The 18,704-nt window shown below is 30.5% G+C and carries 16 protein-coding genes; 5 read left to right on the top strand and 11 right to left on the bottom strand.

Annotated elements, in window-relative coordinates:
* Positions 1-131: 131 nt before the first annotated feature.
* From CD032_RS09550 to CD032_RS09530, 5 genes are read left to right on the top strand one after another with little or no spacing between them, the layout of a single operon-like run.
* Entirely contained in the window at positions 132-671 is a 540-nt protein-coding gene (locus CD032_RS09550; protein WP_103211442.1) for a hypothetical protein, read from the top strand.
* A gap of 47 nt (positions 672-718) precedes the next feature.
* Positions 719-1,549: an AbiH family protein gene (locus CD032_RS09545; protein WP_103211441.1), complete on the top strand. Its 831-nt coding sequence runs from the start codon at positions 719-721 to the stop codon at positions 1,547-1,549.
* A gap of 2 nt (positions 1,550-1,551) precedes the next feature.
* A complete protein-coding gene (locus CD032_RS09540; RefSeq protein WP_103211440.1) occupies positions 1,552-3,066 on the top strand; it encodes a class I SAM-dependent DNA methyltransferase in 1,515 nt (504 codons plus the stop codon).
* Positions 3,056-4,300: a restriction endonuclease subunit S gene (locus CD032_RS09535; RefSeq protein WP_103211439.1), complete on the top strand. Its 1,245-nt coding sequence runs from the start codon at positions 3,056-3,058 to the stop codon at positions 4,298-4,300. The genes CD032_RS09540 and CD032_RS09535 overlap by 11 nt, the downstream gene beginning before the upstream one ends.
* Complete coding sequence (locus CD032_RS09530; RefSeq protein ID WP_103211438.1) at positions 4,284-7,406, top strand: type I restriction endonuclease subunit R; 3,123 nt, start codon at positions 4,284-4,286, stop codon at positions 7,404-7,406. Before CD032_RS09535 ends, CD032_RS09530 begins: the two co-directional genes overlap by 17 nt.
* A 473-nt stretch (positions 7,407-7,879) precedes the next feature.
* Here the strand turns inward: CD032_RS09530 and CD032_RS09525 are convergent, their stop codons facing one another.
* The 11 genes from CD032_RS09525 to CD032_RS09475 form a co-directional block, all read right to left on the bottom strand.
* Positions 7,880-8,368 (bottom strand): hypothetical protein, encoded by a 489-nt coding sequence (locus CD032_RS09525; protein WP_103211437.1) that lies wholly within the window; start codon positions 8,366-8,368, stop codon positions 7,880-7,882.
* Between the two features lie 26 nt (positions 8,369-8,394).
* Positions 8,395-9,018, bottom strand: coding sequence for a hypothetical protein (locus tag CD032_RS09520; RefSeq protein WP_103211436.1), 624 nt, complete (start codon positions 9,016-9,018; stop codon positions 8,395-8,397).
* A 313-nt stretch (positions 9,019-9,331) separates the two neighbouring features.
* Positions 9,332-9,853 (bottom strand): DUF1643 domain-containing protein, encoded by a 522-nt coding sequence (locus tag CD032_RS09515; protein ID WP_103211435.1) that lies wholly within the window; start codon positions 9,851-9,853, stop codon positions 9,332-9,334.
* Positions 9,854-9,870: 17 nt separating this feature from the next.
* Positions 9,871-10,182: a DUF960 family protein gene (locus CD032_RS09510; protein ID WP_103211434.1), complete on the bottom strand. Its 312-nt coding sequence runs from the start codon at positions 10,180-10,182 to the stop codon at positions 9,871-9,873.
* Positions 10,183-10,276: 94 nt separating this feature from the next.
* On the bottom strand, positions 10,277-10,618 hold the full coding sequence (locus CD032_RS09505) for an SAUGI family uracil-DNA glycosylase inhibitor (RefSeq protein WP_103211433.1): 342 nt from the start codon (positions 10,616-10,618) through the stop codon (positions 10,277-10,279).
* Positions 10,619-10,723: 105 nt separating this feature from the next.
* On the bottom strand, positions 10,724-12,400 hold the full coding sequence (gene ccrC / locus CD032_RS09500) for a cassette chromosome recombinase CcrC (RefSeq protein ID WP_103211432.1): 1,677 nt from the start codon (positions 12,398-12,400) through the stop codon (positions 10,724-10,726).
* Between the two features lie 231 nt (positions 12,401-12,631).
* Positions 12,632-14,272, bottom strand: coding sequence for a DUF5906 domain-containing protein (locus tag CD032_RS09495; protein ID WP_103211431.1), 1,641 nt, complete (start codon positions 14,270-14,272; stop codon positions 12,632-12,634).
* On the bottom strand, positions 14,272-14,640 hold the full coding sequence (locus CD032_RS09490) for a hypothetical protein (RefSeq protein WP_103211430.1): 369 nt from the start codon (positions 14,638-14,640) through the stop codon (positions 14,272-14,274). The genes CD032_RS09495 and CD032_RS09490 overlap by 1 nt, the downstream gene beginning before the upstream one ends.
* Positions 14,633-15,733 carry a DNA polymerase family A protein gene (locus tag CD032_RS09485; protein ID WP_103211429.1) on the bottom strand — a complete coding sequence of 367 codons (1,101 nt, stop codon included), beginning with the start codon at positions 15,731-15,733 and terminating at the stop codon, positions 14,633-14,635. The genes CD032_RS09490 and CD032_RS09485 overlap by 8 nt, the downstream gene beginning before the upstream one ends.
* A gap of 210 nt (positions 15,734-15,943) precedes the next feature.
* The gene (locus CD032_RS09480; RefSeq protein ID WP_103211428.1) at positions 15,944-17,269 is read right to left on the bottom strand and encodes a DUF6038 family protein; all 1,326 of its coding nucleotides are present in this window, start codon (positions 17,267-17,269) and stop codon (positions 15,944-15,946) included.
* Positions 17,270-17,302: 33 nt separating this feature from the next.
* Positions 17,303-18,704: AbiA family abortive infection protein (locus CD032_RS09475; RefSeq protein WP_258026250.1), on the bottom strand; the 1,402-nt coding region annotated here is incomplete at its 5' end.

Genomic DNA, 18,704 nt, shown 5'->3' with positions numbered 1-18,704 from the left:
GACATGATAAATTAGTGGTTAGCTATATTTTTTTACTTTGCAACAGAACCATATTATAGCTACTTGAATAAAATTCAAAGATTTCAAAATAAATTACCGCAACTTTTTCATGAAAATGGAGGAGAGTAGTTTTGAGCAAGTTAAGTATTGAGGAACTAAATGAATTTTTAGATGATTTGTTTGATAAATTAAAAGAAGAAGCGAAATTTTACAATTATCAAGGTGAGTTTGATACTTTCTTATCTCGTTATCAATTTGAGAAAAATGATAACTATAAAGACAACCTATATAATGACAATGCTAAAGTACTTATACTTGGAGTTAGAACTGGTGGATTAAAATCTAAAGATATTAATGGATTATTTAAAAAAGCTGGTTTAAGAGATAAATATAAAATAATTGAGTATGATGATATGACAAATTTTGATGTTTCAATTTTAGAAAATTCAATGCAATATACAGATGTTTTTATTGGGCCAGTTCCTCATAAAATGAAAGGTATTGGTGATACTGATAATCCTGTCCAAAAGTTATTAGAAGGATCGGAAACAGTATATCCTAAGACTCATAAATTAATGACTGGAAACGAACTTAAGATAACTAAAACAAATTTAATGAATGCCATTACAAATTCTGTTTTAGTTAACTCTATTAGAGCTGTAAATAATTAGTAAAACATTCAAAAAGATATAAATAATTATTGGGAGGAATAAGTAGGATGAATCTATTCATAATGGGAAACGGATTTGATATAGACCATAATATCAAATCTAGTTATGCAGATTTTAAAAATTATTTAGTAAATTTAGATGATTTAGAAGCTACAACATGTATTGAAATTATGGAAAAGGGCCATAACAATTCTCAAGGGGATTTATGGAGTCAATTAGAAAAAAACTTAGGTCATCTAAATTTAGATTATGTAATCAACAACAATTTTGAATACTTGACTCAAACTATTACTTTATCTGAGATATTTAGTAAATTATTTAAAGGTTGGGTTAATCAATTAGATAATGAAAGGAAATCAAAAAAACAATTACAGCAGCTGATTAACCCGACTAATGATTTGTTTTTCACATTTAATTACACTAATACGTTAGAATATATATATAACGTTAACGAAAGTAATATTAAATATATCCACGTTGTTAAAGAAGGAGAATTCTATGAATTTGGTCATAAAAAAATAGAAATTGATACTTCCTCTTTTCATTATAATTTTGGAGTAAGCAACTTTTTCAAACAACAATTGATTAAGGACACATCATCTATATTTCAAAGAAATAGTGATTGGTTCCATGATTTGAAAAATTATGAAATCAATAGTCTTTATTTTTATGGTTTTAGTTTTGCTGATATAGACCTAATTTATATTAAAGGTATCTTAGATAATATTGATGAAAAGCAGTTGAAAAGTATTCATTTATATAGCTATAAAGGTCAACTTGAATGTGACTACAATAATCAGAAGGATATTTTAACAGGCTTACTTAAGGATGCTAATATAGAATTAGAAGTAAAAAAATTTGAAATATTGGGGGATTAATAATGAGTATCATTGGATTTGAAGAAAAGTTATGGCAAGCTGCAGATAAATTACGTGGGAGTATGGATGCGGCAGAATATAAAAATGTAGCATTAGGTATCATATTTTTAAAATATGTATCAGATTCATTTGAAGAGAAGTATTATGAATTGTTAAATGATGAATATGCAGACGAAGAGGATAAAGATGAATATTTAGCAGAGAATATCTTCTGGGTTCCTAAAGAAGCACGTTGGCAATATATTAACGATAATTCAAAGAAACCAGAAATTGGTCAAATTATTGATAAAGCTATGATAGCAATTGAAAAAGAAAATGAATCATTAAAAGGTGTTTTACCTAAAGATTATTCTAGACCAGCATTAGATAAAGAAAAATTAGGCGATATTATTGACCTATTTACATTCAAAGTTGGAGACTCTGAAAGTAAGAAGCAAGACGTCTTAGGTCGTGTTTATGAATACTTTATCGCAAAATTTGCGAGTGCTGAAGGGAAAAATGCGGGGGAATTCTATACACCTGCATCAATTGTTAAATTACTTGTTGAAATGGTTGAACCCTATGAAGGTAGAATTTATGACCCTTGCTGTGGTTCAGGCGGTATGTTTGTACAAAGTGAGCGTTTTGTAGAGCGTCACCAAGGTCGTTTAGACAACATTGCTGTTTATGGTCAAGAATCAAATCCAACCACTTGGAAATTAGCAAAAATGAACTTGGCTATTAGAGGTATTGATAGTGACTTGGGAGAACATCATGCAGATACGTTCCATAATGATTTACATAAAGATCTAAAAGCAGATTTTATCCTCGCTAACCCACCTTTCAATGCGAGTGATTGGGGACAAGAAAAATTATTAGATGACTATCGTTGGAAATTTGGTATCCCACCAAAAGGAAATGCCAACTATGCATGGATAGAACATATGATTTCTAAGCTAGCACCAAGTGGTACAGCAGGATTTGTTTTAGCAAATGGATCAATGTCTACGAGTGGTAAAGATGAATTAGAAATTCGCAAAAATTTAATTGAACAAGATTTAGTGGAATGTATAGTAACCTTACCTGGACAATTATTCTACTCAACACAAATTCCAGTTTGTTTATGGTTTATTTCAAAAGATAAAGATAAAAATGGCAAAAATGAACGTAGAGGAGAAGTTCTCTTTATAGATGCTAGAAATGTTGGAAGTATGGTATCTAGAACATTAAAAGAATTCTCAGATGATGAAATCAAAGATATAGCAAATGTCTATCATTCATGGCGCGGTACAAATGATAATCAATATGAAGATAAAGCAGGCTTTTGTAAAGTTGCCAAAACTGAAGAAATCAAAGATAACGAATATATCTTAACACCTGGTCGTTACGTTGGTTTAGCAGATGTTGAAGAGGACTCAGAACCATTTGAACAAAAAATGGATCGAATCACAGCAGATTTAAGTGAACAATTTGCGAAATCAAAAGAACTCGAGGACCAAATCCGAAAATCATTGGAGGGGTTAGGTTATGGAGTATAACTATATTGAGCTAGGAAATTTTATTAATTCAGCAAAAACTGGTGGAGATGCAATAAAAAAAACACCAATAGTTGATTATGAAACAGACATAAGATGCCTACGAATCGGTGATATTTCGAATAAAAGGCCATATTCTAAATGGGGGTATTCTCTAGTTGAAGAAAAATATAAAAATCAATATCTTTTAAAAAAGAATGATATTCTTATTGCAAGAACAGGAAATACTATTGGGGTAGGAACCATTATTAAAAACGATATAAATTCAGTTTTTAATAATGGTCTAATTAGATTGATCATTAATGAAAAAGGAAATCCGTATTATATATACTATTTAATAACTAGCACAAATTTCAAAAATTTTATTTATTCAATTTCGGGCGGAACCTCCACACAACCTAATATTAAAATAAAGCATCTTTTAAAATACATGGTTCCGGATTTACCATTATCAAAACAAAAACAATTTGCAAATTATTTGTTAAATATTGACAAAAAAATAGATTTAAATCAACATATCATAGCAAATCTTGAAGAACTTTCACAAACATTATTTAAACGTTGGTTTGTTGATTTTGAATTCCCTGATGAAAATGGAAATCCATACAAATCAAGCGGCGGAGACATGGTTGAGAGTGAATTAGGTGTGATACCTAAGGATTGGAGTATACAAACTTTAAATGATATATCTGAAAGTTATAATACTAAAAGGAAACCATTATCAAAGTTAGAACGAGAAAAAGTTGCATCAATTTATCCTTATTATGGTGCGACTAAAATAATTGATTATGTAGATGACTATTTATTTGATGGTAAATTCATACTTGTTGGTGAAGATGGTACTGTTCAAACAGAAGAAGGTCATCCTTTTGTGCAGTATGTTTGGGGACAATTTTGGGTTAGTAATCATGCTCATATTTTGAAAGGGAAAAATTTATCAGATGAAGTGTTAATGCTAATATTAAATAACATTGATATTCAACCTTATATTACTGGTGCTGTTCAGCCTAAGATAAGCAAAAAAAATTTAAATAGCATTAAAATAGTAGTAGGTAGTAAACTTATATATGGAAAGTTTGATCAGTATATAAACACTTATTATAAAAAAATTCGCGAAGTTCATGATGAAAATAAATATTTAACCCAACTCCGTGACACATTACTACCAAAATTAATGTCAGGTGAAATTGAGATACCTGACGATATCGAGGTGAATGAAGATGAACTTTCAATTTAGTGAGGACGATTTAGAACAAGTTGCGCTTGAATGGTTTGAAGAACTGGGTTATACAATTAAGAATGGCAGAGAAATTAGTGAAACAGGTATTACGCCTGAACGAGAAAGCGATAAAGACATTGTGCTGGATAACCGTTTAGAAAACGCTTTAAGACGTATTAACCCAGATTTACACAACAATGCAATTCAACAAGCAATTCATGAAATATCCATAGAAAAATCACCAAATTCAATTGAAAATAATAGAATATTCCATGAAATGATCACAAATGGGATTGAAGTAGAACATTATAATGAAGATGGAGAAACAATCAATGATTTGGTTTATGTATTCGACTTTAATAACCCAGTAAATAATGACTTCCTGGCTGTGAATCAATTGACGGTAGTAAATGGTGATTACAATAAACGACCAGACGTTGTATTGTTTATCAATGGTTTACCTGTTGTTGTCATTGAACTTAAAAGTTCTACTAATGAATCTGTGGGTGTAGAAGATGGTTATCATCAATTGGAAACTTATAAAATGAGAATTCCTCAATTATTTAATCACAATGCTGTATTGGTGACAAGTGATGGTATTAATACAAAAGCGGGCTCTATGACTGCAGATTATGATCGTTTCATGACATGGCGAACAAAAGATGGTAAGACTGAAGCTTCGTCTACAATGGCAAGTTTAGATGTATTAATCCATGGCATGTTAAATAAAGAAGTATTATTAGATTTAATTCGACATTTCATTTTATTTCAAGATGATGGTAAAGGTAATATTGTTAAAATTTTAGCTGCTTATCATCAATATTATGCGGTTAATAAAGCCGTTGATCGCGCAATAGAAGCCACTTCTGACCAGGGAGATGGTAAAGGTGGCGTTATTTGGCATACTCAGGGCTCAGGTAAAAGTTTGACTATGGTTTTCTTTTCAGGAAAATTAATTCAAAAGTTAAATAACCCTACTTTAGTTGTTGTAACAGACCGTAATGACCTAGACAATCAATTATATAGTACATTTGTAAAATCTAAGGGTCGTTCTGGTAAAGGATTATTAAGACAGACACCTAAACAAGCAGATTCTCGTAAAGAGTTGAAAGAACTATTATCAGTTGAATCTGGTGGTATTGTATTTACAACGATGCAGAAATTCGAACCAGAAGAAGGCAAAGTTACTATGGATGCCCTAACAGAACGCAGAAATGTCATTGTAATGGCCGATGAAGCACACCGTACACAATATGGTTTTAGCGCATCTTACGACGAAAAAGGTGAAGGTATTAAATATGGTTATGCCAAATATTTAAGAGATGCTTTACCTAACGCTTCATTTGTTGGATTCACTGGAACGCCTGTATCTTCGACAGACAAAAATACACAGATGGTTTTTGGAAATTACATTGATGTGTATGATATGACGCAAGCTGTTGAAGACGGTAGTACGGTTAAAATATATTATGAAAGCCGAATAATCCCATTAAATTTACCTACAGATTTAGATATTGATGCAGCTTATGATGATATTACTTCCGGACAAGAAGACGATGTCAAAACACGATTAAAGTCTAAATGGTCTCGAATAGAAGCATTATCAGGCTCAGAACAACGTGTTCATTCTTTAGCAACTGATATTATTAATCACTTTGAAACAAGACAAAAGGCGATGAAAGGTAAAGGCATGATTGTCACAATGAGTCGTCGTATAGCGGTTGATTTATATGATGAAATTGTAAGATTAAAACCCGAATGGCATTCAGATGATGATAACCAAGGTGTTATCAAAGTTGTGATGACAGGCTCCTCAAGCGACCCTAAAAACTTCCAGAGACATATTGGCCCTAAAAAAAGAAGAAACCTGCTAGAGAGTCGTATGAAAGATGTTGAAGATGAATTACAACTCGTTATCGTGAGAGATATGTGGTTAACAGGTTTTGACGTCCCTTCTATGCATACGATGTATATTGATAAACCAATGCATGGTCATAATCTAATGCAAGCAATTGCACGTGTGAATAGAGTGTTTAAAGACAAACCTGGTGGCTTAATTGTGGACTATGTAGGTATCGCTGAAAGTCTTAAAGAAGCTTTAAAAGAGTATACTGATTCTGATAAAGATCAAACCGGTGTGGATACAGATAAAGCTTTAGAAATTATGTTAATGAAATACGATGTTATTCAAGATATGTTATATAATCATGATTATTCTGACTTCGAATCAGATAAAAAATCTGATCGATATAATGTCATCTCAAGTACGATGGATTATGTAATTGGCTTAGGCGAAGAAGAAAGACAAAGATTTGTGAATACAGTCACTGAACTTGGTAAAGCATTCGCTTTATGTGCAACAGAAGAAGCAGCTCAAGAATTAAATAGTGAAATTGCGTTCTTAAAAGCCGTTAAAGCAGGCATCGTTAAACTATTAGCGCCCCCAACTGAAGACGATGGCACTAATAAGTCTCCCGCTGAAGTTGAAGCTGAAATTAATCAATTGATATCAAAATCCGTTGTAACTGAAGAAGTTGTAGATATATATCAAACACTCGGTTTAGAAAACCCAGATATCTCTATTTTATCTGACGATTTCTTAAAAGATGTAGAAGGATTACAACAGAAAAATGTAGCAGTTGAATTATTGAATAAATTACTTAAAGGCCAAGTTAAGTCTTTAATGAAAACGAACGTAACCGTATCCAAACAATTTTCTGAAATGCTAGGAAAATCTATTCAAAAATACAATAATCGCTCTATTGAAGCTTCCAAGGTCATTGAAGAACTGATTCAAATGGCAAAAGAAATTAATCAAGAGCAGCAACGAGGAAAAGATTTAGGTTTAAGTACTGAAGAAATAGCATTTTACGATGCATTAGCTTCGCATGAAACAGCTAAAGAAGCTTTGGGTGATAAAGAGTTAAGAGCTATTGCACATGAGTTAACTAAAACAGTTAAGGATAATATGAGTGTAGATTGGTCTAAACGTGATAGTGCTAAAGCCAAGATGAGAGTCCAAGTAAGAAGGTTACTGAAAAAATACGGCTATCCACCAGATCTTCAGAAAATAGCAGTAGAACAAGTAGTAGAACAAGCAGAATTAATGGCAAGTCAGCAATAAAAAAAATAATTGAGCATCTTCCAAGTAAAGCGGAAGATGCTCTTAATTATTAATAGTAATTCTATTTCAAAAATTCAAAATAGAAGAGCAATTTAATAATTTATTTTATTAATAGATACCTTACTTTAAATAAAATATCTCATTTATTATTGTTCTCATTATAATGAAAGATAAAATATCTTAAATGCTAAATAATATAGGTTAAAGTAGTTTTTCTTTATTGATTAATGTATTTATATTCATCTTTTTCATGAACTATTAAATAATTACCTGGTAAGACTTCTAAAGAAACTCAAAATAATTGTGATAGTTGTCAAACCTTTTGTTGTAGTTTGATTACTAATTTAATGGGATTACCTATTAATATATCAACAAGAGCTTTACTTTGGTTATGGTACTTTCATCAGATTGATGATTTCTCTATGAACTATGATCATCAATTGTATGATTTTGATATATTCATTTATAGTGGATTAGTCTAATTCAATATAAGTTTCTTGTGTTACTTCCCCAGCGTTATTAATATCTTTAACTACTCCTTCTGGAGTTACTTCATAATTATAACTTCCTGAACCACTTTTATTATTTGCAGCAATTTTGAAGTTGCCATTCCCATCTTCAATTGGTTCTTGGAACGTAATAAGACTAGTATCTGCGTCTTCATACTCTAAATATTTAAATAGGTAATCAAATACGTTATCTCTAGTTACTTTATTTGAGTTATTATTTGTTTCTTCAGTATTTACTGGTTGTTCATTAGTGATTTGGTTTTCTATCTTTTCATTATTTTCTTTTGTTGATTGTTCTGATGTCTCATTCTTTTCACCTTTGCCTGATTTAATGGTAATTTGAATTCCATTACCTCCATTCATTTGTTTAAATTGAGAATATCCAAATAACCCTGCTGATACTATAACCGCAACTGCTGCTATTATTGATAAAGCTATTAATAATTTTTTCATATTTTTTCTATCCTTATTATTTTAAATTAGTAAGTTCCACCTTCACCTTTTTGTCGAGCTGTTACTTGACCTCTTAAGAAGTCTTCATAGTTTGGATCATCTTGCGCCATTTCGATGGTTGTTTTTGCTTCTTCTGGATCCATTCCTTCAGTGTATTTAGACATAAATTCTTCAGTATCCATGTCGTCAATATTGTTACCTTCATTATCTGTTACTGGTTCATCGTCTTTTTCACTTGCATTTGAATCTTGATAATACATTTCACGAGAAGTTGGTTGGAACTTTCCTTGTCTAGTTAATTCCCATAATTCTGGTGTCATTTCATCTCTTGTTGCAACACCGTCACCATCTTTATCTGCTTTAGCAATTTCCGCATTTACATCTAGTTCTTTATTTTCCTCTACAGTTTGTTCTTCTGATGTTTCTTCTTGTGCTAATTCAGTTGATTCTTCAACATTCTGTTTTTCATTTTTTTGCTCTTTTTTGGTTTCTTTTTTAGACTCTTTTTCTTTATTTGATTTTACTTCCTCGACGTTCTTATCTTCTTTACTATTATTAATATCTATAAAACTCTTATATCCAAATACTCCTGCCGCTAAGATAACTGCTAATAAAGCTACTGATGCTAAAAGCATTAATAAATTTTTCATTTTATCTCCCCTTAATATTTTAAATTAGCAAACTCAAAATTCTCCAATTTAACAGACTGCTTCTTGGCGTTTTATAAGTGTCAATACCTTCAATCATCATGATGTATATGCATTACTGTTTCCAATCCTCTGTTAAGATAATCTCTAACAATTCTACTGATGCTAAGACCATTAATAAATTTGAATTTCCTTTATTGTCATTATTTGTTAATCAATTAATATAAATATTTTAATCTATTTTGCAAAACTTTACTACATTTATTTTGATAAAAAGGATAACTTATTTAATTAATGGTAAAAGGAATTGAATTATTTATTTCATTTTATTTAATGATTTGATTGTCCATGCTTTTCTGGCAAGGGGATTCAGCGGGTGCATCATCTCATTTGTTTGAGGGTTTGTCAGTATGCTAACCTTTTTATTGCTTGTTTCTAACATATCCAATACTTCTTTGACTCGGCCTACTACCTTCGGTTTCTTACCATAAGCACCCCATGCAAGAATAACTATATCCGCTTCTTTGACTGCCTTCATCAAGTGAATATCTGTATGCTTATCACAACTATTTTTCAAATGCTTTAAATTACTAGGTGTATCAATATTGGAATATAAATTGACAAAATTAATTGTTCCGTATTCTTCTTTTTCAATCACTTTATTGATAATAATCTGAGTTGTAAGATCAATACTTTTAACACCATCATAGTGAGGATACATAGTTATAACAGTGACAGTTTGTTTTGTTTTATCCCATATCTTTTTTAGTAGATATCTATGTTGCTTATCATCACTAAATATAGCTTCAGTTTCTAATGTACTTTTAATGTTTTGCATATTTATTTCACTCCTTATTAATATTCTTCAGGTAACATCATGACATAATATGAAAGGTCTACATCATCTTCACGGATAACGTAGACCTTACTGATATTTATTGCTTTTTGATAATTTGCTTTATGAATTTTGATATATTCAGGACGTTCTTGCTTATGTTTAATATATAGTTGGTCATTGTACATATTAAATCGAAAAATATGAAAATAATCCATTTCATCATTTTCAATTGATTGTTCATTTTCTCTCTGAGATAAGAGCTCCCATATTTGTATTTGGACTACTAGCGGTAAGTGAGAGGCTATGCCTCTTGTAATGTAACGTTCCATTATGCTTCTCCTTTTTCAAGATCTTCTATAATTGCAATCACACCTGTTATGACAGTAATACTAATTTCTGCGATACGAATCCATGTATTCATCTTTATTCACCCCCTTTTTGTAATAAATAGCGTTGATCTATTAGCGCCATAACTGAATTATGAAAATATAAGAAATCCATATCATAATTTTCATCGATATAACCAACAGCTATGAGTCGATTCTGATAGTAGAGGATAAAGGGGTATATATGTCTTTCGTGAAGTGCATCCGAATAATAAGTGTATGTCTGTAGTATTTTATTACTTAACGGACCAAGTCTTACGTATTGTTCGGGAAGCACATCATCAGCTGCTTCATCAATTGCTTCACAGTCCCATACCTCGTCTTTGGGTAATTTGAATAGATTCGTAATATAATTTTTGAGTTGTTGTTCCAATGTCATAATTATGACCTCCTAGTGTATTTGATTGATGCATACATTAATTACATCATTTTGATAATATATATCTGATATTCAGTTCATTTCTCTCACTTTCATCACTCGTGATTAAGTGGCAAAAGTGGAAATTTGGTCAATAGAATATTCCTGTGAACCATCAATTACAAAATGAATTTTTGGCATAAAAAAAGACCCCCAATCTTTTTTCAAAGATTGAGGGATAAGACTTTCATCAATTTTATACCGTATGAGCTTCACTTTTTTATCTGTAGTAATTTCAACAGAATCAATCAACAACTTCATAAGCTGATTTTTTGCTTCAGGATTTGCTTCTTTTAAATAAACACTAAAACGACTAATTATCAAAGTTAAACGACTCTTCAACCTATCAAAGTCTGGTACTTTTGTTTCTTCTAGATTAGATTGTTGAGACGTTTTGATTTGTTCTTCAAGAGCTTGAAGTCTATGATTCAATTGATGCTGTTTTTCTTTCAACATTTCACTATTCATTTGGTCATCTAAAAACAATTCTAATAAACGTTCTTGTTGTCCTTTAAGTTTAGCTTTTTGTTTTTCTAAACTATTAATATCAATGATAATGTTACTTTTATTGTTATGTTTTCGTTTCAACTCTTCTATAACATTAGTCGCAATTTGTTTAATGACTTTTGGTTGAGATAAAATACGATTGAGGTGAACGTTAATAACATGTTCTACAACTTCCGCATTAATCGCATTACTATGACATGCAGAACTACCAGAACGATTGAATAATGAACAAATGTAATAACGTTTAATTGTACGTTCTTTTGATTTTTTCGTGTTGTAATAACTACGCCTACATACCATATTATTACCGCACTCTGGGCACTTGATAAGTCCACGTAAATAGAAGTCTCCACCAATTGGTCGTCCTGGTTTAAAACTTTTAGATACTAATTTATCATGTACTTGATCAAACATTTCCTCACTTATAATTGCCTCATGCTTGCCTTTCACCAAAATCATGTCTTTTTCGTCACTTTTGCCACTTCGACGTTCAACTGACCAATTTTGATAGTTATTAAATCTCACAAACCCCTTATATACAGGATTATTCAAAATATATTTAACTCCAAACACTGAGAATGGCTTTTGGTTAATCGTGCGATGACCTTTTTGATTCAATATTGTTGTTATGGCTTTAAGTCCTTTATTATGATTCAAATACAAATCAAATATTTCTCTGACAATATTAGCTTCATTTTCATCGATAACCAAATCATTTTTCTGTGTCAGTGGATTAAGTGATAGTTTGTAGCCTAAAACCCTTCCTGTTATAGCTTCTCCACTGCGTGCTTTTGCATTCATAGACATCTTAACATTAGATATCAAGCTCTGTCTTTCTATAGAACCTATCAAACCAAACATTGTGACTAAAACTTCACCAGACGCATTTGAAGTATCAATGTTTTCTGAAATTGATTTATATCCTACACCATGTTCTTTAAGCTCATAAATAATATTAAATACATCACGCATTGAACGAGAAATACGATTCAATTTCCAACTTAGTACCATCTCTACTTTATTGTCTTTGACATCCTTTAATAATCTTTTCATTGCAGGACGATCTTCAATATTCTTTCCTGATATCCCTGAATCAATATAAGTTTCATAGTCATAACCTGGATAGTTTTTAACAACTTCTTTGATGAGGACTTGTTCTTGTTCATGAATAGAATATCCGCGCTCAGACTGTTCTGTCGTACTCACCCTTGAGTATAGTGCAATTTTTCTTTCCATAATATTTCGCTCCTTTTACTTAGTTGTCGTTATAGACCTTGGTATATAACATCAATGTAATAATATATATTTGTAGATTTGTTTCATTTTTATCACTTTTAACAATTTATAATATGAGCACTACGAACCGAAATTCGTAGTGCATGGTCAGCTTAATACCCTTATTTACTTGTATTGATTCGTTCTTCCACAATAGGTACAAGAACCTCTACAAATGCTTCAATTTGTTCATTATTCACCTTCAAAGTCCTCCTCATCCCATTCCCAAAAGTCTTCTTCATAAAGTAATTCAGAATCAGTTATACTTACATTTTCATCGAATTGGGTTAATCCAGCTTCTTCAGAATAAGTAACTTGGCGATCAGATTTTTTCCAATCTAATCCTATCCAATATTCATAACCATCATATCGTTTTATTTGAACTTCATAATTTGCTTGAATTAGTTGTTTAATAACCTGAGAACTTACGTTAATTTCTTTCTTAATAACTTCATTTAAATCAGACACTTTGATAGATGAACCATCTTTAATTTCTATACTTTTTCTGAGTAAATTAATGCATGCCTTCTGACTGTTAAGGTTGACTGATTTGCTAGATATAAATATATATCCAAAATTCAACCAATTATGAGTTAACTCCGTAACACGTTCATTTTCGAGACATTCTTTATTTTCATGTACCAATTGCTGATAAACATACATCAAGTAGAGGAAAATTTGTTTTTTTTCATTTTGTAATTTGTCATTCAACGATGTATCCGCTTTTTCAACATAGTGCTCACATGGTATTATAGCAATCCGACGCTCTAATGCTTTTGCATGTTCTGAAGGAAAGTTCAATACCGCATTCGTATTAAAAATGAGTTTTAAATCTATAGTAACTTCTACTTGCTTCTGACCTTTCCGATCTACATGAGTAGACTCAACAGAGAGTAATTTTTTAAAATCATTAACAACTTTCTCATTAATTTTAGCTTGCCCAATTTCATCGCTTGCCATAAGTCTTTTACCAATTAGACTTTCTTTATCAAAGCGTCCTTCAAGCTCATTAAGTGTTTTAGATACAACATCATTACTATAAAAGAATGATTTAAGTAACTTGAGATAAACCGATTTCCCATTTTTGGCGCTGCCATACAAAATCAGACCGCGACGTAATTTTGTATCTGCAGTTAGTAATACCGATGTGTGTTGAATTATAAAACACTGTAATTCATGATTAAAATTAGCAAGTTGTAGCATAAAATTATCGAAATGAGGCGGTATTTTATCAGAGACTACATCATTCATATCTAAATCTAAATTTAAGCGGGTTTTTGGGAAAATATTCAAGTTGTTTTTAACTACTTTAAATGTATTTAGATTGAACATATTTGGACCGCAACCAATGTATTGTTTATCTTCAACAAGTTCTTCAACATCTGTTGACTTTTGTAATCCATCTACTATACTTTTCAAGATGCTTAGTGAAGGTTTATAATCTACCAGCAACACTTGTATCATTTTAGATATCAACCCTTGTAATTCATCTTCATTTACCTTTTGCCAACCTTTATCTTTAAAAATAAACAATTCTGAAGCAAAGCGTTTGACATGAAAAACATTTATCATCATATCCATTAATATTGTGTCATTAGGTTTTTTCTGAATACTAAAATAGCTATGAATATTAGGTCGATAGTCTACATCTTTAGGGATGTTAAGTTTTAACTTATCAATAAGTTCGTTAAACACCGTTATAGCTTGTCCAGACTCATCTATTTCATCATTATTTCCAACACTTCCTGTTAATATAGCAATCAGACCTTCACGGTCGATTGCTTCCTTAGCTTCACTCAATAGTTTCGTTAACATCTGTAATATATGATTCATTATAATAATCCTCCATCTTCATTTAATGGTGCTACATCGTGTACATAATAATTACCGTTATATTGACCAATAAATATTAAATGCTTTCGGTCAATGTATGGTTCATACGTGTCATGACCCACGCTATAGTTGCTATGACGTTTAAGCCAATCATGAATTGATAACTGATTAGCGCTCGGTTTTGTTGGAATATTACGATTCGCATATACAATCTGATTGTTCACTTCAATTTCATACGTGAATTGGTGCTTTATTTCACCTGAGAAATCTGTTTGGATCACAGAATGTAACGTAGCTACATATATATTATTTTCTTTGATTGGTGTACTACTTGGGATGTGTAGGCTTTGTCCTCTATCATTATTCATGGTCTACGCCTCCTATTTCTTCCACTGTCACATGGGCAAATTCTCCATTGAACAACTGGTTAGCCGTATCTTTCATTAACTGACCCACATTTTGTGCAATTTCTTCATCTTCACATTTAATCATAATCGCATCGTGTATCGGTACTATAATCTTGAACGTTTTTTGATCGCACTGTGCTTTGTACACTTTTAGCAGAATGTGCTTGAAAATATAACTCGCTACAGTTTGTACGTAGATTGCCATAATACTGCTACCTTGAAATGCGCTCATATCATGTTCAATACTATAAGGCATAGGCATGGAATTACTCTTTTCAACGTACTTCTTAAGTTCAATGACTTTTGTAAATTGGCTGACCAAATCCAACCATTGTACTTCACTTACATATTGATTCAGCTTGAATTTAGGATTTTTGAAGTTACCTCCAAATAGAAACGAACCAATAAATGCACGTTTAACAAATACACGTAGCTCATCTGATAAGCCTAATTCACTTAGCAATGCGTCATACAGTCCGTCTTTCTGATTTAACAAGTCAATCAGTTTTGAATCTTGAGTCATGTACGCTGCAACTGATGGTTCAAACGATTTAAAATCGACTGTATACACCTTCTTAAATTTTGAAGGTAAAATCGTATGTTGGACTGCTTTAGGTAAGCCTTGAAGATTAAAATTTTTAGTTGTAATTCGATGTGTTCGTGTACCAATCAACGATAATTGCGTATATAATCGATTCGTACCATTTAATGCCTGTTCTAACCTATCAAATAGCTTTTCGATTTTATCAGAATGTTCATCATTCTTGGCTCTTTCAAGCATTGTTGCTTTGATATCGGGTAATTTATCAATATTAAGCGTAATAGGTTCTGATTCAATCTCTTCCTTTAATGATTCCAATCCTTGATGCAATTCCACGTATTGGTCTAACTTAGCTTTTTCATCAACTAAAAGTGCATTATATTGTTGATCAAGCTGCTGACTGAATTGTTGCTGCAGTTGCTGAACATCATCTTGGTTAGATGATTTGTCCATTAACCACTGCTGTGTTTTGTTACTTTGAGTCAACGACATCAGTTTGTCTCTTGTCTCCATGTAAATCTTCTCCTTTATGGTTGAAAGTGGCGCGCTCACTTTCAACTTAAAATTTGTTCAAAACATTTTGATAAAACAATCTTAATACTAAATAGAGGTCGTTGATGAAGTGGCAAAAAAATTCAAAAAAATTCCCACCAAGCAAATAAGCTCAATCCCTTTATATGAGGGATTGAGCTTATCAATTATTAATCAATTTTCTACTTAACTTCAATTAGAGCTTTTCCGGTTATTCCTTCTTTTTAACAGTTGATTCTTAAATTGCTTCATTAACATTGCCATCGGGATGTTATTTTCATGAGTCTTAGTCACTTCAATTTCATTATTATATGCATTATAAAATGATTTATATTCATTAATATAGCCATTTTTCATATCATTATAATGTTCAGTCTTATTAATGTATCGGTCTATCAATGTTACAACTTGCTGCATATCATCCATAAAATATTGGAACATTTCATTGCCTATGTGTGAATGATTTTTCTTATCTAATACTGCTGCAGAATGAAAGTCTAATCGTTTACGTAACTCTAGTAAATGCTTTCTAATTTGTTCATCTTCATTAAAAAGCTCAATATTGTCATTAATGACCTTTATCTTATTATCGAAGTCATATTTTTTAGATTGCTTATTTAAGTTTTCCTTTTTGTTAAGCTCTTTATCTATCATTTTCGATACATCTCTAAGGAAATAATGCTCCATATCTCTAAATGTTTGCGTTCTGTGATGCGGTTTAGCATTTCTCATTCCCCATCCATCGGCAGCTCGTTGAACTTTATTTAGTATGTTAACTAATAACCAATCTAATTGTTCATCTCTATCATAAATAAATGCTCTCTCTTCATCTATACCTTCAGTTATTACATTATCTGTTAATTGATTTACAAAATAATTATATCGAAAATCATGCTGACTTGACCTTTCACTCGTTTGATGATGTTCATTAATTCGTTCATTATATTTACTTTCTGAAAATGTTGAGTAAACAGCTTCATGTATAGCAAATGCAATTTTATCACTTAATTCCACTTGTTTATCTATTGGTAATTGACTCATTACTTCAGAAGCTAATTGTAACTTATCGTTTATTTTACTGCCTGAATCAAACACCTTTTTTACATCTTGGTATGCTTTTTGTGCATGTATATGTAACTTTAATGGTTTAAATTCAATTTTATCTATGTCATTCTTAACATTTTTAATAAAATTCGCATATTGGGTAATATCAATATTTTCTATCGCATCTTTTCTCAGCCTTACATCTTCATCCGTAATTGCTTTTGGTATGTTATCATCTGTCATATTATTTAATAAGACACATAATATATCAAAAGCAATACCATTGAAACTATAAGCAGCTCTTTCACTTTCACCAGAATTTTTTTGAAATTTCTTCATATCAACCTTATAAATATCAACTAATTTATCAATTCTTTTCTGCAATTGAGCTTTGTTTTTAAGACCTAAAGCTTTCTCGAGATCTTTCTTTGTATATGTTTTTTGAATTCTTTCTTTGAAATTAGATTTACTCAACCTATTCACCTCTTCGATTCATTAAAATTAATATCAAAAGCTATTAATTAGTAAAGTTTCCGATTGCCTTATTAAATTAATTATTTGGGATTCTTTCAACATTTGGTCTTCAATTATTTCAGCCGAAGAATGATTGATTGGATTGTATTGGCGTAATCTATATAATTCACTCAAAAAATTATCAATGTTTTGTTTTTTATAATAATTTGGATTTAGTTCTTCAAAATCCTTTTTTACATTATTTACTTTATAATGTCTATGATAATCTGGTAACTTTCTTTTAGTATATGAAATACCTTTATAGCACATTAGTAATGAAACTATTCTATCAAAATAAGTTTTATAATAAGCAAATGCTTCTAGTGTATCACCATTTTTGTCATGAAATTTATATAAAAAGTAAAGATACCATACTTTTGAACTATTATCTGAAAATGCATTTTTTAAATTTAAGTTTAAAATATAGTTATATTCTTTATCTAGCTCTTTTAAAAAATCCTGTTTACAATATCTATCAATGTAATCAATAATTTCTGAATCTACATCTTTAACTTTACTCATTAAGTCATTATGTTGAAAATTTCTCAACAATAAGTAATTAATACTTATTGATACATCAAAAGAATTAAATTTTTCCTTATTAAATAACTCATTTAATAAAAATTTGATTAACTCACCATTATTCGTCTTTAATATAATTCTTAAAAATATATTGATTTTATAATTTATAAAATTGTAATCAGTTAAAATAAGTCGTTTTATTTTACAAATAATTGCTTCATCTTGAAATAACTCATCTTCATAATATGCTAAATATCTAAGTACTTCATCTGAAGAGTATGTAATACCTTCTTTAGTAAAATATTTATCTAATATTTTTTTAAAATTTTCATGGTTGTGAGAATACGCTAAGTTATATAAATCATCTAAAAAATAACCTATATTATATTTATCATAGAAATAAGCAATGTCAATTTCTTTTTTATTAACGTAATGATTATACAATGCAGCATTCAATGTCTCATTTACTTCGTTAGATTTTCCTAGTTTTGTTTTATTTTCATTTAAATTTAGTTTAACTTTTCTATATGCATCAATTACTGCATTTTTAATCCTTGATGATACTAAATTTAATTCATCTTCCATAGTATTAAAAAATATATACAAATCATCTACATAACGAATAATTTGGAAACTTTCTATTTGAGGTTCATTCTGTAATACTGTCTCTAATTCATAATCAACCTCATCCAAATATATATAAGTTGCTAAATAAGATAAACTTGCACTATTTTCTACAGTAGGAAATTTGTTCCCACCGATTTGTTGTAATAATCTTTTATAAATCAAACTACTACGTGTATCAAGTACTTCTTCTCGTTCGTTTATTAATTTAAATAATAAGTTCATATCAATAGCATCAAAAAAATTGCTA

Source organism: Staphylococcus cohnii subsp. cohnii, from assembly GCF_002902365.1.
In the GTDB taxonomy this organism is placed as follows: Bacteria; Bacillota; Bacilli; order Staphylococcales; family Staphylococcaceae; genus Staphylococcus; species Staphylococcus cohnii.
This window is presented reverse-complemented; position numbering and strand designations above follow the sequence as displayed.